General features: G+C 72.3%; 17 protein-coding genes. 9 read left to right on the top strand and 8 right to left on the bottom strand.

Going from position 1 to position 17,843, the window contains the following annotated elements:
- Positions 1-150: 150 nt before the first annotated feature.
- The 6 genes from ACZ6TV_RS02795 to ACZ6TV_RS02770 form a co-directional block, all read right to left on the bottom strand.
- Positions 151-1,149, bottom strand: a complete 999-nt coding sequence (locus ACZ6TV_RS02795) for a hypothetical protein (protein ID WP_465294605.1) — start codon at positions 1,147-1,149, stop codon at positions 151-153.
- A 68-nt stretch (positions 1,150-1,217) separates the two neighbouring features.
- Positions 1,218-3,257, bottom strand: coding sequence for an ATP-binding protein (locus tag ACZ6TV_RS02790; RefSeq protein WP_465294603.1), 2,040 nt, complete (start codon positions 3,255-3,257; stop codon positions 1,218-1,220).
- Positions 3,254-3,616, bottom strand: a complete 363-nt coding sequence (locus tag ACZ6TV_RS02785) for a response regulator (protein ID WP_465294601.1) — start codon at positions 3,614-3,616, stop codon at positions 3,254-3,256. The genes ACZ6TV_RS02790 and ACZ6TV_RS02785 overlap by 4 nt, the downstream gene beginning before the upstream one ends.
- A gap of 147 nt (positions 3,617-3,763) precedes the next feature.
- Complete coding sequence (locus tag ACZ6TV_RS02780; protein ID WP_465294599.1) at positions 3,764-5,080, bottom strand: hypothetical protein; 1,317 nt, start codon at positions 5,078-5,080, stop codon at positions 3,764-3,766.
- Positions 5,077-5,298, bottom strand: coding sequence for a hypothetical protein (locus ACZ6TV_RS02775; protein ID WP_465294597.1), 222 nt, complete (start codon positions 5,296-5,298; stop codon positions 5,077-5,079). Before ACZ6TV_RS02775 ends, ACZ6TV_RS02780 begins: the two co-directional genes overlap by 4 nt.
- A 59-nt stretch (positions 5,299-5,357) precedes the next feature.
- Positions 5,358-6,524, bottom strand: a complete 1,167-nt coding sequence (locus ACZ6TV_RS02770) for an MFS transporter (protein ID WP_465294595.1) — start codon at positions 6,522-6,524, stop codon at positions 5,358-5,360.
- A 75-nt stretch (positions 6,525-6,599) separates the two neighbouring features.
- On the opposite strand from ACZ6TV_RS02770, the gene ACZ6TV_RS02765 reads away from it, so the two are divergent.
- Together ACZ6TV_RS02765 and ACZ6TV_RS02760 are read left to right on the top strand one after the other, a co-directional pair.
- The gene (locus ACZ6TV_RS02765) at positions 6,600-7,196 is read left to right on the top strand and encodes a DedA family protein (protein WP_465294593.1); all 597 of its coding nucleotides are present in this window, start codon (positions 6,600-6,602) and stop codon (positions 7,194-7,196) included.
- Positions 7,197-7,275: 79 nt separating this feature from the next.
- Positions 7,276-8,283 carry a coiled-coil domain-containing protein gene (locus ACZ6TV_RS02760; protein ID WP_465294591.1) on the top strand — a complete coding sequence of 336 codons (1,008 nt, stop codon included), beginning with the start codon at positions 7,276-7,278 and terminating at the stop codon, positions 8,281-8,283.
- Here ACZ6TV_RS02760 and ACZ6TV_RS02755 read toward each other — a convergent pair.
- The gene (locus tag ACZ6TV_RS02755; RefSeq protein WP_465294589.1) at positions 8,280-9,353 is read right to left on the bottom strand and encodes a branched-chain amino acid aminotransferase; all 1,074 of its coding nucleotides are present in this window, start codon (positions 9,351-9,353) and stop codon (positions 8,280-8,282) included. The genes ACZ6TV_RS02760 and ACZ6TV_RS02755 overlap by 4 nt on opposite strands.
- Before the next feature lie 66 nt (positions 9,354-9,419).
- A complete protein-coding gene (locus ACZ6TV_RS02750; protein ID WP_465294587.1) occupies positions 9,420-10,265 on the bottom strand; it encodes a spermidine synthase in 846 nt (281 codons plus the stop codon).
- Positions 10,266-10,385: 120 nt separating this feature from the next.
- Between ACZ6TV_RS02750 and ACZ6TV_RS02745 the strand changes: the two genes are divergently transcribed.
- Genes ACZ6TV_RS02745 through ACZ6TV_RS02715 form a run of 7 tightly spaced genes read left to right on the top strand, consistent with a single transcriptional unit; the run spans position 10,386 to position 17,823 of the window.
- On the top strand, positions 10,386-11,264 hold the full coding sequence (locus ACZ6TV_RS02745) for an FAD binding domain-containing protein (protein WP_465294585.1): 879 nt from the start codon (positions 10,386-10,388) through the stop codon (positions 11,262-11,264).
- Between the two features lie 2 nt (positions 11,265-11,266).
- Positions 11,267-11,752: a (2Fe-2S)-binding protein gene (locus ACZ6TV_RS02740; RefSeq protein WP_465294583.1), complete on the top strand. Its 486-nt coding sequence runs from the start codon at positions 11,267-11,269 to the stop codon at positions 11,750-11,752.
- Positions 11,749-14,124 (top strand): aerobic carbon-monoxide dehydrogenase large subunit, encoded by a 2,376-nt coding sequence (locus tag ACZ6TV_RS02735; RefSeq protein WP_465294581.1) that lies wholly within the window; start codon positions 11,749-11,751, stop codon positions 14,122-14,124. The genes ACZ6TV_RS02740 and ACZ6TV_RS02735 overlap by 4 nt, the downstream gene beginning before the upstream one ends.
- Complete coding sequence (locus ACZ6TV_RS02730; RefSeq protein ID WP_465294579.1) at positions 14,121-15,035, top strand: XdhC family protein; 915 nt, start codon at positions 14,121-14,123, stop codon at positions 15,033-15,035. Before ACZ6TV_RS02735 ends, ACZ6TV_RS02730 begins: the two co-directional genes overlap by 4 nt.
- A complete protein-coding gene (locus ACZ6TV_RS02725; RefSeq protein ID WP_465294577.1) occupies positions 15,032-15,898 on the top strand; it encodes an AAA family ATPase in 867 nt (288 codons plus the stop codon). Before ACZ6TV_RS02730 ends, ACZ6TV_RS02725 begins: the two co-directional genes overlap by 4 nt.
- The gene (locus ACZ6TV_RS02720) at positions 15,885-17,042 is read left to right on the top strand and encodes a vWA domain-containing protein (RefSeq protein WP_465294575.1); all 1,158 of its coding nucleotides are present in this window, start codon (positions 15,885-15,887) and stop codon (positions 17,040-17,042) included. The genes ACZ6TV_RS02725 and ACZ6TV_RS02720 overlap by 14 nt, the downstream gene beginning before the upstream one ends.
- Positions 17,026-17,823 carry an SRPBCC family protein gene (locus ACZ6TV_RS02715; RefSeq protein ID WP_465294573.1) on the top strand — a complete coding sequence of 266 codons (798 nt, stop codon included), beginning with the start codon at positions 17,026-17,028 and terminating at the stop codon, positions 17,821-17,823. Before ACZ6TV_RS02720 ends, ACZ6TV_RS02715 begins: the two co-directional genes overlap by 17 nt.
- Positions 17,824-17,843: the final 20 nt, after the last annotated feature.

Here is a 17,843-nt window from a genome sequence, read left to right as displayed (position 1 = left end):
CTTGCGGCTAACAGGAAGAGCACCCGCAGAACGACACCCGCGCCGGAAAAAGCGCCGCGAGCGGCCACTGGAGGAGGCGCGGAGCGAGCTTCCCGCCGGCTGGGAGGGCCGACGGGAAGCGCTGATCGCGAGGTGGCGGATGAGCAGGTGTCAGACGGTGACCAGCTCAGCTGCCGGCTCCGCCGCGGCGGGGCGGCGAGCGGTGCGCACCGCCGCCAGGGCGGCGAGGGCCAGGCCGAGGGCCGCCCAGCCGGCCAGCACCCAGACGTGCGGCGCGGCGGCGTGTCCGTCGAAGAAGGCCGTGCTGCGCAGCAGCGAGCCGGCCGCCCCCGGCGGGAGGTACTGGCCGAGCGTGCCCCAGCCGGACGGGAGCATCTCCGGGGCACTGTTCAACCCCGACAGCGGGTTTCCCAGCAGCATCATGGTCGCCGCGCCGAGGCCTAGGCCGGCGGCGCCGAGCAGCGACTCCAGGCCGAGGATGGTCAGGGCGGTCGCGGCGATGCCGAGCGCGACCGCGCCGCTGTTGAGCCAGTAGGAGCCCTCGATCGAGCCGAGCCAGAACTGCAGGATCGCGGTGAGGGCGAGCGCGCCGGTGACGGAGAAGGCCAGCGCCCCGGCGATGCGGCGCGCGACGCCGATCACGAGCGTGGTGAGGATGCCCGCGGCGGCGATCCCGCCGAGCACGAGCGGCAGCGCGCCCGCGGCCAGGCCGGCGCCGCGCTGGTCGTCGGCGGGCAGCGGCACCAGGTCGCGGACCGGCACGGCCGGCTCGGCGCCGCCCAGCGCCTGGGCAACCTGCTGGAGGGCCTGGGCGACGGCGGGGCCGGCGGCCGTGGCGATGATCAGTTGCGGCCGGCCGCTGGAAACGTCGATGGCGCCGTAGACGTCGCGGTCGAGGATGAGCCGCTCGGCGGCCGCGGTGCCGTCCACGACGGTCACGTCGAAGGTGCCGGGGCGCTTGGCCTGCAGCTGCTGGGCGACCTGCGCGGTGGCGGCGGGCGGGCCGGCGACGGCGATCGGGATGTCGTGGACGCTGGACCGGGTCGCGGGCCAGGCGAACGCGATCATGATCAGGCTGAGCAGCGCGGTGAGCAGGAGCACGATCGCGCCGACGCGGGGCCAGGCCGACCGGGTTGCGGTGGGTGCCATCGGAGGTCTCCCTTAAAAAAAGAACGTTCATTCGCTTACCACGAGCATGCGGCCCGGGCGCGGTCGCGTCAAGAACGAACGTTCGCTTTAACAGGGTGGTCTACGACACTGCGCATCGCCTTCGGCAGCGTGAAGGCGAACCTGGTGCCCCCGGCGGGGTTGTCCACCGCCACGATCGCGCCGCCGTGCCGCTCCACGATCCGTTTGCAGATCGCCAGGCCGAGGCCGGTGCCGGCGTACCCGGCGGAGCGGTGCGCCCGGTGGAAGTTGTTGAAGATCGCCTCGTGCTGCCCGGCCGGGATCCCGATGCCGTTGTCGGTGATGTCGACCCGGACCAGGTCGCCCACGATCCGCTCCGAGCTGATCGCGATGCTCGGCACGACACCCGCGGCGGTGTACTTCACCGCGTTGTTGATCAGGTTGTCGACGAGCTGGCGGAGCAGCACCGGGTCGGCGTGCACGTCGTGCAGGCGGCCGAGGGTGAACACCGGCGCCGGGGTGGCGCCCGTCGCCGCCAGGTCGGCGCGGGCCGTGGTCACGTCCCTGATGAGGTCCCGCAGCCGCACGTCGACCGGCGCGATCATGGCGTTGCGGCTGGTGGTGTACGCGAGAAGGTCGTTGATCAGGTGCCGCATGCGGCCGGAGGCCCGCACGATCCGGCTGAGGCTGTCGACGGCGTCGCGCTGCGCGGCCGTGTCGGGCATGGCACGCAGCCCCTCGTCGAGGTTCTCCGCCCAGCCGTCGATCGTGGTCAGCGGGTTGAGCAGGTCGTGGGCGACCACGCCGGCGAAGGACGTGAGCTCGTCGCGCTGCCGCCGTTCGGCCGTGACGTCGTGGAAGACGACCACGACGCCGTCGTCGCCCTCCAGCCGGCGCGCGCTGACGCTCAGGATCCTGCCGTCGGGGACGCCGCAGTTGCGCACCAGCAGCTCCATGCTGGGCACGTCCTCGCCGGCGAGGGCCCGGGTGTGCGCCATCTCCTCCTGCGGCAGCGGGGTGCCGTCGGGGCGGAAGAGGCCGTAGTGGTCCGGATCCGCGACCGCGCCGGTGCCGCTGGTCACCCCGCCGAGCAGGGCCAGGGCGGCGGGGTTGCGCATCGCCCAGCTGCCGTCCGCCCGGACCACGGCGAGGCCTTCCCGCATCGAGTCGACGATGGTGGTCAGCAGCTGGGCCTGCGCGGCCGCGGCCCGGCCGGTGTCGGTGAGCCGGTGCAGCAGCTCGTTGCGCTCGTCGCGGCCGAGGGCGATGGACAGCCCGACGATGGCGACCATGCCGACGAACGCCTGCGCGATCAGTGCCCGCGTCTGGTGCGACGCGATCGAGGCGAACGGGCCGTCACCGTTGAGCGTGAACAGCACGGCGAGCGTGCCGAGACCCAGGTCGTGCAGGACGACGAAGGTGGTGTGCAGCCGCAGCCCCGCCCACACCGTGACGGCGAGCAGCGGAAACGCCAGCGGCAGGCCGTGGTTCAGGGCGAAGCCGACGACGTACGCGCTGATCGAGCACACGATGAGCGCGGCATATTCGGCGAGGCGCAGCGGCGCGACCCGGCGCAGGTGGATGCCGCTGCGCCAGTGGTGCCCGACCCGCAGCCCGACGGCCACGATCAGCAGGATGCTGACGCCGTTGCGGGTGAACCAGACGGCCGCGTCCAGCCAGGAGAAACGGCCGGTGACCAGCCAGATCGCGGTCGGCCCGATCGCGGCGCCGGCGGCGGTGCCCAGTGCGGTGGCGACCAGCAGCCGCCACAGGTCGGCGGAGCGCGACAGCGGCGCCGCACCGCCGGCGCCCCACAGCCCGGGGCTGAGCCGGGCGTGCACCCGCAGGAACACGCCCACCTGCACCAGGTTGGCCACGAAGAACCACAGGGCGAGCGTGAGCGGCGCGTCGGTCACCAGGTTCACGGTGACGGTGATGATCCCGAGCATCAGCGGGTCAAGCCAGCGCAGCCGGGCCCGCCGCTGCATCGAGAACCACATGACGGTGACGCCCGCGGCCGGCCACACCAGGCTGAGGCTGGTCCCGTCGATGATGGTCATCCGCCCCGCGAAGGTGGCGAGGAGGCAGAGCGCGGACCAGGCGACGGTCCGCCCGAGCGAGGCCATCATCCGGGCACCAGCACCATGTCGAGCGCCGTTCTGAGGCTCTCGATGGTGAAGGGTTTGCGGATGTACAGGGCCCCGGTGTCGCGCACGCGTGCGACGACCTCGCCGTCCCACAGCACGGTGAGGAACATGGCGGGCAGGTCGGCGCGCTGCTCGCGCAGCAGGTGCAGCAGCTCGATGCCGTCCATGCCGGGCAGGTCCACGTCGAGGATCGCGGCCTCGGGCAGCCCGTGCAGGGCGACCGCGTCGAGCGCCTCGGTGCCGCTGCCGGCGGAGAGGACCTCGTGCCCGTCGCCGCGCAACCGCCTGACGATCAGCTCAAGGACGTCCTGCTCGTCGTCCACGACCAGAATCCGCGCCATACCGGCCCCCCGCCTGTCACCGTTCTGATCGACAGGCGAGGGGGTGTGTTGAGCTTGAGTGCGTCACGGAGTGGCGCATGGGAGGTGTGGGGTGGGAACCCCCCACGGAACCGCGGCCGCCGGGGCCGGGGAGCTGGAAACAGCGCGTCACCGCTTGGCTGGAATCACGTCCTGCAGGTGACGGCCGTTGACCGAGGACCGGCGGCCGGCGTCGACCTCGCGTTTCCAGGTCCGGACGTAATTGGAAGCGGTCAGGCGCTCGACGTCGTTGAGGTCGAGCAGGTCACCGACGAAGGACGTCAGGGTCATGGTGTCGCGGGGGTCGTTGTCCGGGACGTGCTCGTGGAGCGCGGCGTGGACCTGGCTGCGCAGGGAGCCCTCACGGATGGCCCGGCTCGGCGTGAGCGTGGGCTCGTCGCCCAGGTCCGGCGCCACCTGCTCCGCCGTGACGACCTTCGACTGGCCACGGGCCCGGCGCGGCGCGGGAGTGGGCAGGAGCTCGCCGATCTCGCCCCGCAGCTCGCCGAGCGGTGAGACGGTCCGGGCCGGCGGCTCCGGCACCGTCTCGGGCACCTCCTGCACCTCCGCCACCTGCGGCACCTCGGGCAGGGTCAGCTGCTCCTCCGGCGACGGCAGGGCCGGCTCCGCGATCACCGGGCGGGGCGCGGGCTCGTCGACGACCGAGATGACCCGGGCGTCGGACGCCAGGCGGGCCGGGGACAGGTCGGCGGCGATGAGCGCGGTGAGGCCGTCGTAGTCGGCGCCGTCGGCGAGCCGCACGGCGATCTCGTCGAGGTCGTAGACGGCGACGGCGATGTCGGCCGTCGTCGGGTCGACCGCGGCGCGGATCTTGCGGTGCAGCACCTTGGCGATCGCCTTCGTGCGCACCTCCTTGCGCTTCTCGGCGCGGGCCGCGGCGATGGAGGTGTAGAGGCCGAGCCGGTCGTCGGCCTTGGCCAGGTTCTTCGCGCGCAGGGTCAGCCACGGGTGGCGGATCCAGTGGCCGACCACCTCATACGCCGGGGTGGTCGGCGGCAGGTCGCCGGTGGCCCGCAGCCGGTCGCGGCGCTGGTTCTCGGTGTGCATCAGCCACACCAGGTAGCCCAGCGCCGACATGCCGGCGAAGAAGCCGGCGAGCAGCTTGTTCTCGTGCGCCATCCAGTTGAACGCGACCGCGAAGCCGGCAATGGCCGCGGACAGTACCCGCGAGGCCGTCGCGCGCTCGCCGAGCCGCCGCCGGACGTCGGCGTTGGCGAGGACCACGATGCCGCCCAGCTCCAGCGCGCCGACGGCGGGGACAGCCCACAGCAGCGGGATGCCGAGCGCCTCGACCGCGCCGGAGACCTGCCCGGCGAGGGCGACCAGCAGCACGACGAAGTAGAACAGCTGGCGCATGTATGAGGTGCGGCGGACGGTCTTCTGCAGGTCCGCGTCGAGTTCAACGATTCCCGGCCGGGTGCTCACCGGCTTCTCCTGTCATCCGTTGCGGGCAGCGGGTAGCCCCGTGCCGCGAGGAACTCGGCCAGCGCGAGGTCCACGGAGCTCTGCACCGTGGTGTTGTGGTCTTCGACGAAGCGCTGCAGGGTCTGCTCGATCTCGACCCTGACCCGGGTGTTGAGCTGCACGCGCTCGAACCTGGCGCGCTGTGGCGGCATCGTCACCGCGTTGTCTGTCGCTTCCAACCCACACTCCTGCTAGCCGTTTGCTAGCGGGGACGCTAGCAAAAACCCCGTCGATGTCCTCAATCGACGCGCCGGGCGAGTGCGGCGCCACACAGAAGAGCGGCGAGCACCCCGCCGGCGCCGGCCACGATCAGCGTGGTGGGCGCGTCGGTGGCGTCCAGCAGCAGGCCGCCACCCAGGTAGGACAGCGCGGCGGCCGCGCCGACGGCGCCGTACAGGTTGGCGAACACCCGCCCGAGCAGCTCGTCCGGGACGAGCCGCTGCAGCAGCGTGTTGCTGCCCACGTCGATCGCGGCGATGCCCAGGCCGCGCCCGGCCTGCATCGCGAAGACCACCCCGGCCGCCCACGCGACCTGGGCGAGCGCCCCGGTGAGCAGGTTGCCGGCGGCGCTGACGGCGAGGCCAGCGACGAACAGCACCGCCATCCGCGCCCGGTCGCCGAGCCTTGCCAGCAGCCCAGCCAGCAGCGCGTAGCCGGCGGTGAGACCGAGACCGACGGCGCCGAGCAGGAGGGCGGCCACCGAGTCGCCCGTGTGCAGGTGCTCCGTGGCGAGGACGACCAGGGCGACGTCGTCGACGCCGGTGCACAGGACGACCCCGCAGAAGCCGAGCGCGATCACCCGCACGCTCCGGTGCCGGGCCAGATACCGCAGGCCGGTCCCGGCGCCCTGCCAGAGCGAGCCCTCTGTGGCGACCCGGGCGAGCTGCGGCAGCCGGGTCAGCAGCGCGGCGGAGACCAGGAACGACGCCGCGTCGACCGCCAGGACGCCGCGGGTGCCGAGCCACGGCAGCAGCGCCGCGGCCAGCAGCGGGCCGCCCAGCTCGGCGATGTTGGTGACCAGCCCGAGGCGGGCGTTGGCGGCGGCCAGGCGCGGCCCGGGGACCAGGGACGGCACGGCGGCCCGCGACGCCGGCTGGAAGACCTGCCCGGCGACGGCCCGCACGGCGACGAACGCCAGCAGCAGCCACAGTGACGGCAGCAGCAGCGCGATGAGGGCGACCGTCAGCGCCTGGAGCAGCTCGCAGCCGATCATCAGGCGGCGCCGGTCGAAGCGGTCGGCGAGCGCCCCGGCGAAGGGCGCGACCAGCGACGGCACGAAGTCGCCGGCGAGCAGCAGGGCGGCGACCGCGAGGGCCTGCCCGGTCGAGCCGGCCACGTGCAGCATCAGCGCGACCATGCTCAGCGCGTCGCCGGCGTACGAGACGCCGCGTGCCCCTAGCAGCACCCGGAATCCACTCGGGGTCGACTCGGGGTCGCTCCCTGATGTGTCTCTTATGCGCTCGGCCATAGCGTCATCCACATGACCGAGTGGCTCGAACCGATGTACAGCCTGCCCGCCGCACTGCTGGGGCTGGCGCTCGGGCTCGTCATGCTGCTCGACTCCATCCCGCTGCTCGGCATCCTCATCCCGGCCGATGTCGCCATCCTCACCACGGCCGGCGCGGCCGACCCGCTGAGCAGCCTCGGCTGGATCATCGCAGGCTGCCTCGCCGGTTGGTCACTGAGTTTCGTCGTCGGCTGGACGTTCGGGCAGCGGCTGCGCGAGGGCCGGTTCGGCCGCTGGATCGGCGAGGCGCGCTGGGCGAAGGCCGACCACGTGGTCCGCACCGGCGGCACCCGGATCCTGGTCACGGCGCCGTTCCTGCCGTTCCTGAACACGCTCGTGCCGCTCGCGGCCGGCGGGCTGCGGATGCCGTACCTGCGGTTCCTGCGCTCCGCGGCGCTCGGCTCGGCCCTGTGGGGCGGGCTCTACGTGAGTCTCGGCTTCGCCGCCACGCGGGTGTCGGGGCTGCTCCCGACCGGGAGTATGACCACGCTGGTGACGGTGGGTCTCGGCCTGACGTTCGGCTGGGTGGCGCTGTTCACGACCCGCCGCATGGCTACGGTCGGTAGCTGAACGTACGCGTTCTGGGTCCTGTGCTTCGCGGAGGCAGTCGGTAATCTGACGGCTGACCTGCCCCGCGGAAGGGATCCCGTTGCGCAAGCGCATCATCGCATCGCTGCTCGCTGCGCTCGTCATGATCGGTGCGTGGGCGGTGCCGGCCGGCGCGGCGCCCGGCGATCCGACCGCCGCACCGGACGAGGGCACCGCCAACATGACCCTCGGTGAGCTCCTGGACAAGGCCAACGGTGACTTCCTCGACGCCCAGGGCATCCTGGAGGTCTCCAAGCAGCGCCAGGCCGAGCTCAACACGAAGGTCGAGGCGATGCAGCGCCAGCTGGACGTGATCCTCGCCGAGGTCAACGTCATCGCCGGCGCCGCCTACCGCACCGGCGGGGTCCGCACCGCCGCGGCGCTGATCCAGAGCGACAACGCCGAGTCGTTCATGGAGCGCACGATGATGGTCAACACCATCGCCCGCTACAACGACCGGCAGATCGCCGAGCTCACCAAACTGCAGCGGGAGCTCGGCGAGGCGAAGAAGGCCGTCGACGCGGAGGTCGCCCAGCAGCAGGCGCAGACCGACGTCATGGCGAAGAAGAAGAAAGACGCCGAGGCGGCCCTGGTGAAGATGGGCGGCCGGGCCAACGGCTACGTCAACGTCAACTCGCCCCTGGCGACGCCGGCGCCGCGCAACGCCAACGGCTCGTGGCCGAAAGAGAACTGCATCATCGACGACCCGACCACGACCGGCTGCGTCACGCCCCGCACCATCCACGCGGCGAAGGAGGCCCAGAAGGCCGGCTTCACGCGCTACTACTCGTGCTTCCGGCCCTCCGGACCGTATGAGCATCCGAAGGGCCGTGCGTGCGACTTCGCCGCCCAGGCGGGCGGCTTCGGCGGGGTCGCGACCGGCGGGGACAAGACCTACGGCGGCAACCTCGCCGCGTTCTTCGTGCGCAACGCGAGCGCGCTCGGCGTGCTCTACGTCATCTGGTTCCGCCAGGTGTGGACGCCGGCCGCCGGCTGGCACTCATACAGCGGCGGCAACGGCGACCCGTCCAGCGACCACACCAACCACGTGCATCTCTCGATGTATTAGAGGGTGCGCCGCCAGCCGAAGGGGTCCTCGACCGTGCCGCGCTGGATGCCGACGAGCGTGTCGCGGATCTTCGCGGTGAAGGGGCCCTCGACGGCTCCGGCGATGCTGAACTCGCCGTCCGCCGTGCGGGCGGTGCCGATCGAGCTGATGACGACGCCGGTGCCGCTGGCGAAGGTCTCCTTCAGCCGGCCCGAGCGGGCGTCCTCGCGCCACTCGTCGAGGCTGTAGGGCCGCTCGGTGACCGTGAGGCCCAGGTGGGCGGCGAGCCGCAGCACCGAGTCGCGGGTGACGCCCGGCAGGATCGAGCCGTTGAGCGGCGGGGTCACCAGCTCGCCGTCGTAGACGAAGAAGAGGTTGTTGCTGCCGGCCTCCTCGATGTACCGGCGCTCGACCGCGTCGAGGAAGACCACCTGGTCGCAGCCGGCCTCCTGGGCCTGCGCCTGGGCGAGGAGGCTGGCGGCGTAGTTGGCCGCGGTCTTCACCGCGCCGGTGCCGCCGGGCGCGGCCCGCGAATACTCCTGGGTGACCCACATCGTGACGGGCTTGGCGCCGCCCGCGAAGTAGGAACCGGCCGGCGAGGCGATGACGGCGAACAGGTACTCCAGGGACGGCCGCACGCCCAGGAACGGGTCGGTCGCGATCATGAACGGGCGCAGGTACAGGCTCTGCCCCTCGCGGGTGGGCACCCATTCCCGGTCCGCGTCGACCAGCACCTCGATGGACCGCAGGAACAGCTCCTCGGGCAGCTGCGGCATGGCCAGCCGCCCGGCGGTGACGTTGAGGCGGCGGGCGTTGGCGTCGGGGCGGAAGAGGGCGACGCCGCCGTCGGGCTGCGCGTAGGCCTTCAGGCCCTCGAAGATCTCCTGCCCGTAGTGCAGGGCGGCGGTCGCCGGCGAGAGCGAGAGCGGGCCGAACGGCTCGAGCCGCGCGTCATACCAGCCCTTCGTTTCGGCATATCGCACGGTGACCATGTGATCGGTGAAGACGCGACCGAAACCGGGGTCGCTCATCAGGGCGGCGCGTTCCGCGGTCGAGCGGCGGGACGCGGCAACGGTGGCGAATTCGAGCATTCCGCGACTGTAAGCGCTTACTGAACGATGCCTAAGGATCTTCCCGGGAACTGGGCAGTAGCTATATCAGAAAAGTTCGCGCGGCGGCGCGGGAGACTCGGTGGCGACCGCGTCCGTCACCACTCTCGCCCCGGCGACCAGCCGGTCCAGGTCGCCGCCGCGCACGAGCCGCGCCGGGAACGCGTCGGCGGCGCCGGCCCGGGCCAGCCCGGCGACCGGCAGCGGCACCGACGACGCGGCCAGGATGACGTTGCCGAAGCGCCGGCCGCGCAGCACCGACGGCTCGGCCAGCAGGCAGACGTCGCTGTAGAGCGACCTGAGCGTGGCGACCTGCCCCCGGGCGAACGGCAGCCCGGAGCCGTCGGCGAGGTTCGCCGCGTAGACGCCGCCGGGGCGCAGCAGCCTCGCCGCGGCGGTCAGGAACTCCAGCGAAGCGAGGTGCGCCGGCACCCGGGCACCCCGGTACACGTCGACGATGATGAGATCGAAGCGACCGCCGGACATCGATTCGACCGCGGCGCGGGCGTCCATGGCCCGGACGCGGATGTCGGCGCCGCGCGGCAGCGGCAGCACCCGGCGCACGAGGTCGATCAGCGCCGCGTCGAGCTCGACGACCCGCTGCGACGAGCCGGGCCTGGTCGCGGCGACGTAGCGGGCCATCGTGAGCGCGCCGCCGCCCAGGTGCAGCACCGACAAGGGGGCGCCGGCGGGTGCGACCCCGTCGACGATCGACGCGAGGCGGCGCATGTACTCGAAGTCGAGCCGGCCCGGATCCTCCAGGTCGACGGCGGACTGCGGATACCCGTCGACGAGCAGCGTCCACCGGCCCGGCCGCCCGTCGTCGGGGCGCAGCTCAGCGACGCCGCCGTCGACCGCCTCGACGATGCCGGAACCATGCCTCTGACGACCCATGGGCCCAACCGTAGCTATGGTTCACATGAAGAATTTTTGTCATCGGGTGTTGTTCAATGTCGCCTTTAGGACGAACATTCTCCCGTTGGTGCCCGAACGAACTCCTCACGCGGAGGCGCGATGCAAGTACCCGCCGCATTCGAATATGCAAAAGCGACGACGGTGAGCCAGACCCTCGACCTGCTGTCCCAGTGGGGCGAGGACGCCCGGGTCATCGCCGGCGGTCACAGCCTGATCCCGATGATGAAGCTCCGCCTGGCCCGGCCGACGGCGCTGATCGACATCAACGACGTCAGCGAGCTGTCCTACATCCGCGTGGAGGGCGACCAGCTGCGCATCGGCGCGCTGACCCGGCACGCCGAGCTGCTCGACTCCGCGCTCGTCGAGGAGCACTACCGCATCTTCCGCGACGCGGAGCGGGTGATCGCCGACCCGATCGTGCGCAACCGCGGCACCGTCGGCGGCTCCCTGTGCCAGGCCGACCCGGCCGAGGACCTCTCCGCCGCGTTCGCCGCCGTCGGCGCCTCGGTCGTGATCAACGGTCCGCGGGGGTCGCGGACCGTGCCGCTGACCGAGTTCCACGTCGGGCCCTACGAGACGGTCGTCGAGGCCGGCGAGCTGCTCACCGAGGTGCGCGTGCCGATCCGCCCGGGTGGCGGCTCCGCGTACGTCAAGGTGGAGCGGCGGGTCGGTGACTGGGCGGTCGCCGCGGCCGGCGCCGCGATCTGGACCGACAGCAACGGTGCCGTCAGCACCGTCGGCATCGGCCTGGCCGCGGTCGGCGCCGAGCACTTCCGCGCCGCGGAGGCCGAGGCGTACCTCGTCGGCAAGCCGGCCACTGAGGAGAGCTTCGCCGAGGCGGGACGCATCGCCGCGGAGCACAGCAACCCGGTCGCCGACCAGCGCGGACCGGTCGACTACAAGCGGCACCTCGCCGGCGAGCTGACCGTGCGCGCGCTGCGCGCCGCGGCCGCCCGCGCCCGGGGTCAGGAGGCGTGACGATGCAGATCACCGTGACGGTGAACGGCGAGAGCCACACCCGCGACGTGGAGCCCCGGCTGCTGCTGGTGCACTTCCTGCGCAACGAGCTGGGCCTCACCGGGACGCACTGGGGCTGCGATACGTCCAACTGCGGCGTGTGCACCGTGACCCTGGACGGCGTGCCCGTCAAATCCTGCACCGTCCTGGCGGTGATGGCCGACGGCAAGCAGGTCGGCACCGTCGAGGGCCTCGAGCGCGCCGACGGCCTGGACCCGGTCCAGCAGGGCTTCGTGCAGTGCCACGGCCTGCAGTGCGGCTTCTGCACCCCCGGCATGATGCTCACCGCCCGCTGCCTGCTCGACAAGAACCCCGACCCGTCGGAGCAGGAGATCCGCGAGGCGATCTCCGGCCAGATCTGCCGGTGCACGGGCTACGAGAACATCGTGCGCTCGGTCCGCTGGGCCGCCGAGCACGAGGCAGCGGAGAAGGCGGAGGCGAACTCATGACCGTGACCGAGAATCCGACGCCCATGGGCTTCGGCCGCATGCACCGCAAGGAGGACGCGCGGTTCGTGCGGGGCAAGGGCAACTACGTCGACGACGTGAACCTGCCCGGCATGCTGCACGGTTCGTTCCTGCGCAGCCCGTACGCCCACGCGAAGATCGTCTCGATCGACACGAGCGCGGCCGAGGCGCTGCCGGGTGTCAAGGCCGTCATCACCGGTGCGGTCCTGGAGACGCTCAGCCTCGCCTGGATGCCGACCCTGTCCTACGACACCCAGGCCGTGCTCGCGACCGACAAGGTGCGCTTCCAGAACCAGGAGGTCGCGTTCGTCGTAGCCGACAACCACTACATCGCGCGCGACGCCCTGGAGCTCATCGAGGTCGAGTACGAGCCGCTGCCCGTCGTCGCCGACGCGAAGCAGGCCCTCGCCGAAGGCGCCCCGGTCATCCGGGACGACAAGGAGGGCAAGACCGACAACCACATCTTCGACTGGTCCGCCGGCGACAAGGAGAAGACCGACGCGGTCTTCGCCTCGTCGGAGGTCGTCGTCGGCGAGGACATCCTGTACCCGCGGGTGCACCCCTCGCCGCTGGAGACGTGCGGCGCGGTCGCCGACTTCGACAAGGTCAGCGGCAAGCTGACGATCTACTCGACCACCCAGGCGCCGCACGCGCACCGGACGGTCTACGCGCTCGTCGCGGGCCTGCCGGAGCACAAGATCCGGGTCATCTCCCCCGACATCGGCGGCGGCTTCGGCGGCAAGGTCGGCATCTACCCCGGCTACGTCCTGGCGATCGTCGGCTCCATCGTCACCGGCAAGCCGGTGAAGTGGATGGAGGACCGCAACGAGCACCTGACGGCCACCGCGTTCGCCCGCGACTACCACATGCGCGGCGAGATCGCGGCGACGAAGGACGGCAAGATCCGCGCCCTGCGGGTCAAGGTCCTCGCCGACCACGGCGCCTTCAACGGCACCGCCCAGCCGACGAAGTTCCCGGCCGGCTTCTTCCACATCTTCACCGGGTCCTACGACCTGGAGGCGGCGTCCTGCGACGTCACCGGCGTGTACACCAACAAGGCACCCGGCGGCGTGGCGTACGCCTGCTCGTTCCGGATCACCGAGGCGGCGTACCTCGTCGAGCGCATGATCGACGTGCTCGCGTTCGAGCTGAAGATGGACCCGGCCGAGCTGCGGATGAAGAACCTGCTCCAGCCGGCGCAGTTCCCGTACACCACGCCCACCGGCTGGGAGTACGACTCCGGCGACTACCCGAAGGCGCTGCGCCTGGCCATGGACATGGTCGGGTACGAGAAGCTGCGCGTCGAGCAGGCCGAGAAGCTGCAGCGCGGCGAGTACATGGGCATCGGCATCAGCTTCTTCACCGAGGGCGTCGGGGCCGGCCCCCGCAAGCACATGGACATCCTCGGCCTGGGCATGGCCGACGGCGCCGAGCTGCGGGTCCACCCGACCGGCAAGGCGGTGCTGCGGCTGTCGGTGCAGACGCAGGGGCAGGGGCACGAGACGACGTTCGCGCAGATCGTCGCCGAGGAGCTCGGCATCTCCCCCGACGACATCGACGTCGTGCACGGCGACACCGACCAGACCCCGTTCGGTCTCGGCACCTACGGCTCCCGCTCCACCCCGGTGTCGGGCGCGGCGACCGCGATCGTGGCCCGCAAGGTCCGTGACCGGGCCCGGATCGTGGCGTCGGCGATGCTCGAGGTGTCCCCGGACGACCTGGACTGGGAGAAGGGCAAGTTCTTCGTCAAGGGCGACCCCGACCAGGCCAAGACGATCCAGGAGATCGCCATGGCCGCGCACTCCAGCCTGGAGCTGCCCGAGGGCGTCGAGGGCCACCTGGACGCGACGACGGTCTACAACCCGCCGAACCTGACCTACCCGTTCGGCGCGTACATCTGCGTCGTCGACGTCGACCCGGCCACCGGCCAGGTCAAGGTCCGCCGGTTCATCGCCGTGGACGACTGCGGCGTGCGGATCAACCCGATGATCGTCGAGGGCCAGGTGCACGGCGGCCTCGCCGACGGCATCGGCATGGCGCTCATGCAGCTCATGGCGTTCGACGAGGACGGCAACCACCTCGGCGCGTCGCTCATGGACTACCTGCTGCCGACCTCGCTGGAGTGCCCGTCGTGGGAGCTCGGCGAGACGGTCACGCCGTCGCCGCACCACCCGATCGGCGCCAAGGGCGTCGGCGAGTCCGCGACCGTCGGCTCGCCCGCGGCCGTGGTCAACGCCGTCCTCGACGCGCTGAAGCCGCTCGGGGTCCGGCACGCCGACATGCCGCTCACCCCGTCCAACGTGTGGCGCGCCGCGCAGGGCCGCCCGATCCGAACGGACCTGGCGATCTCATGACGAATCTCCTTCATCGTGCCGATCGGCTGCGCGCGGACCGCACCCCGTTCGTCCTCGCGACGGTGGTGCGTGCCGAGCGGCCGACCAGCGCCAAGGCGGGCGACCGCGCCCTCGTGCTGCCGGACGGCACGATGGAGGGGTTCGTCGGCGGCACCTGCGCCGAGTCCACCGTCCGTCTCCAGGGGCTGCGGCTGCTGGAGACGGGCGAGTCGACCCTGCTGAGGATCACGCCCGACGGCGCCCCGGACGGCGCTTCCGATGAGCGGGAGGGTCTGCTCACCGTCTCCAACCCGTGCCTGTCCGGGGGCACCCTGGAGATCTTCCTGGAGACGATGATCCCGGCGCCGCTGGTGTACGTGCAGGGAGAAGCACCCGTCGCCCGCGCGATGGTCGACGTGGCCCGCTCGATCGGGTGGGAAGCGGTCATCGGCTCCGTCGCCTCGCTGCCGCTGGACGCGTCGGCGGTCGTGGTCGCTTCGCACGGCCGCGACGAGGTCGAGGCGCTCACCGCGGCGGTCAAGGCCGGTGTGCCGTACGTCGCCCTGGTCGCCAGCCGCAAGCGGGCCTCCGCCGTGCTGGGGGAGCTTTCGTTGACGGCCGCGGAGAAGTCGCGCATCCACGCGCCCGCCGGTCTGGACATCGGTGCGCGGACAGCACCCGAGGTCGCGCTCTCCATCCTCGCCGAGGTCATCGCCGGCCGTCCCCGGCAGACCGCGCCGCCGCCCGGCCGGATCGAGCTGCCGTTGCTCCAGCCGGTGTCCAAGGTCGCGGTGGCCAAGGACGTCGTGTGCGCGATGGACGTGGCGATCTCGCCGGACGCCCTGCAGTACGAGCACGAGGGCGTGAAGTACTACTTCTGCGGCTCCGGCTGCCGGCGGGCGTTCATCGACAACCCGGCCCGGTACCTGTGACGGCGTCCATCGAGGACCTGGTCGACGGGCTGTCCGGGCAGGGCTACCTCGCCGACCAGGGGCTCGCCACGGCGCTGTTCCTGTCGGTGCGGCTCGGCCAGCCGATCCTGCTGGAGGGAGAGCCCGGGGTCGGCAAGACCGCCGCCGCGGGCGCCCTCGCGGCGGCGCTGGACACCCCGCTGATCCGTTTGCAGTGCTACGAGGGGCTCAGCGCCGCCGAGGCCCTGTACGAGTGGAACTACCCCCGCCAGCTGCTCGGGATCCGCCTGGCCGAGGCCCGCGGCGAGGTCCCTCGCGAGGCGGACCTCTTCGCGCCCGAGTACCTGCTGCGCCGCCCGCTGCTGGCCGCGGTCGAGCATCCCGGGCCGCGCCCCGCGGTGCTGCTCATCGACGAGGTCGACCGGGCCGACGACGAGTTCGAGGCGTTCCTCTTCGAGCTGCTCGCGGAGGGGTCGGTGACGATCCCCGAGCTCGGCACCCGGACCGCCGTCGTGCCGCCGGTCGTCGTGCTCACCAGCAACCGGACCCGCGACCTGCACGACGCGTTGCTGCGCCGCTGCCTGTACCACTGGATCGGCTACCCGGACGCGCACCGGGTCGCCGCGATCATCCGCCGGCGGGTGCCGGGCGCCGACGAGCTCCTCGCGGCGCAGGTCGCGGGCGCGGTGTCGCGGCTGCGCGGGCTGGACCTGACCAAGCCGCCGGGCGTCGCCGAGGCGATCAGCTGGGCCAACGCGCTGCGCTTGCTGGGCCTGCCCCTGGACGACAAGTCCGCGGAGGCGACCCTCGGCGCGGTCCTGAAGTACCGCGAGGACGAGGAGCTGGCCCGCCGGACGGGACTGGCGGACCTTGTCACGGGGTGACTTAGCCGGGCTCGTCGCCGCCTTCGGTGCGGCACTGCACGACGCCGGGCTGCCCGTCGGGCCGGACCGCAGCGAGCGCTTCGCGCGGGCGGTCACGCTGCTCGCCCCGGGCACGACCGCGGAGCTGCACCGCTGCGCGCGGGCGACGCTGACCTGCCACCCAGAGCAGTTCGAGATCCTCGACCGGGTCTTCGACGCCGTCTTCCGCGGCTACTTCGACGACGTCGCCGACTTCCGTGGCGACCCGAACGCCACCGGCGCCTCCACCACCACCGCCACGTCCGGCAGCACTCCCTCCGCGGGGCCGCCGCCGGCCGGAACCGCGTCCACCGGCCGGGAGATCGAGATCCCGGTCGCCACCGTGGGCAGCGCGACGGAACGGCTCGCGTCGCGCGACTTCGCCACCCTCACCCCAGACGAGCTTGCCTCCCTGGAGGACCTGATGCGGCGGCTCGCCGTCGCCACCCCACCCCGCAAGACGCGCAGGATGCGCTCGCGGGCCTTCGGCGACGCCGTCGACCTGCGGGCCACGCTGCGGCGGGCCCGGCGCACCGGCGGGCATCCGGTCCGGCTGATGCGGCGCGAGCCGCGCCTGCGCCCCCGGCGGCTGGTCGCGCTGTGCGACATCTCCGGGTCGATGGAGCCCTACGCCAGGGCGATGCTGCAGCTGCTGTACTGCGCGGCCGGCACCTCCCGGGCCGAGGTGTTCACCTTCGCCACCAGACTGACCCGCCTGACGAAGATCCTCGCCCGGACCCGCCCGGCGGTCGCCCTGCACCGCGCCGGGCAGGCCGCCCCCGACTGGTCCGGCGGCACCCGCATCGGCGGCGCGCTGAAGTCCTTCAACGACACCTACGGCCGGCGCGGCATGGCCCGCGGCGCGGTCGTGCTCATCGTCTCCGACGGCTGGGAGACCGGCGACCCGGCGCAGGTCGGCACCGAGATGGCCCGGCTGTCCCGGCTCGCCCACCGCATCGTCTGGGTCAACCCCCGCACCCAGAGTCCCCGATACCGGCCGCTCGTCGGCGGGATGGCCGCCGCGTGGCCCTACTGCGACGCGGTGGTCAGCGCCCACACCCTCACCGATCTGGATCCCCTCCTCGCTGCCCTCAGAGAAGGTGCCCGTCATGCTGCTCACCAATGAGTTCGTCGTCCACCGCCCCCTCGCCGAGACCTGGACCGTCCTGACCGACCTGGAGCGGATCGCCCCCTGCATGCCGGGCGCCCAGCTCACCTCCGTGCAGGGCGACGAGTACCACGGCAAGGTCAAGGTGAAGGTCGGTCCGATGACCGCCCAGTTCTCGGGCGTCGCCACCTTCAAGGAGCGCGACGCCGCCGCACACCGCGCGGTCATCGACGCCCGCGGCCGCGACGCGTCCGGCAAGGGCCGCGCGTCCGCCCTCGTCACCGCCGTACTGACGCCCGAGGGCGACGCGACGAAGGTGACCGTGGAGACGGACCTGACGATCGCCGGCCCCCTCGCGCAGATGGGCCGCAGCACGATCGGCGACATCAGCACCCGGCTGCTCGGCCAGTTCGTCACCAACCTGGAGGCCCAGCTCGCGGCGGACCCGCCCGTTGCGGCCGCCGCGCCGGTCGCCGCCGAGCCCACCACCGCCGCCGAGCCCGCTGCCGTCGCCGAGCCCGCTGCCGTCGCCGAGCCCACGGCCGAGCAGGTCGCCGAGGTCGACGCGATCCTGCCGGCCCACAACGTGCCCGACGCCAACGGTGTCACCAGCGCGCCCGCCGCGCAGGCCGCTCAGGTCACCGAGCAGAGCGCCGCCCCCGTCCGTACCATCGACGGACCCGAAGCGGAGCCGGTCAACCTGCTGGAGACGGCCGGGACCGGCAACATCATCAAGATCGCGGTCCCGGTCGTCGTCCTGGTGGCGATCGTCGTCGCGCTGGTCGTCTGGCTGGTCTGAGACCCGGACAGGGCGAGGGG

The organism is Dactylosporangium sp. NPDC051087 (assembly GCF_055586325.1).
The sequence above is the reverse complement of the archived record's forward strand: the minus strand, read 5'-3'. Positions and strand labels throughout refer to the sequence as shown.

Coding starts and splice junctions, on each gene's coding strand:
- ACZ6TV_RS02795 (WP_465294605.1), bottom strand. CDS start 1,149: ATGGCACCCACCGCAACCCGGTCGGCCTGGCCCCGCGTCGGCGCGATC.
- ACZ6TV_RS02790 (WP_465294603.1), bottom strand. CDS start 3,257: ATGATGGCCTCGCTCGGGCGGACCGTCGCCTGGTCCGCGCTCTGCCTC.
- ACZ6TV_RS02785 (WP_465294601.1), bottom strand. CDS start 3,616: ATGGCGCGGATTCTGGTCGTGGACGACGAGCAGGACGTCCTTGAGCTG.
- ACZ6TV_RS02765 (WP_465294593.1), top strand. CDS start 6,600: ATGACCGAGTGGCTCGAACCGATGTACAGCCTGCCCGCCGCACTGCTG.
- ACZ6TV_RS02755 (WP_465294589.1), bottom strand. CDS start 9,353: ATGCTCGAATTCGCCACCGTTGCCGCGTCCCGCCGCTCGACCGCGGAA.
- ACZ6TV_RS02750 (WP_465294587.1), bottom strand. CDS start 10,265: ATGGGTCGTCAGAGGCATGGTTCCGGCATCGTCGAGGCGGTCGACGGC.
- ACZ6TV_RS02745 (WP_465294585.1), top strand. CDS start 10,386: ATGCAAGTACCCGCCGCATTCGAATATGCAAAAGCGACGACGGTGAGC.
- ACZ6TV_RS02740 (WP_465294583.1), top strand. CDS start 11,267: ATGCAGATCACCGTGACGGTGAACGGCGAGAGCCACACCCGCGACGTG.
- ACZ6TV_RS02735 (WP_465294581.1), top strand. CDS start 11,749: ATGACCGTGACCGAGAATCCGACGCCCATGGGCTTCGGCCGCATGCAC.
- ACZ6TV_RS02730 (WP_465294579.1), top strand. CDS start 14,121: ATGACGAATCTCCTTCATCGTGCCGATCGGCTGCGCGCGGACCGCACC.
- ACZ6TV_RS02715 (WP_465294573.1), top strand. CDS start 17,026: ATGCTGCTCACCAATGAGTTCGTCGTCCACCGCCCCCTCGCCGAGACC.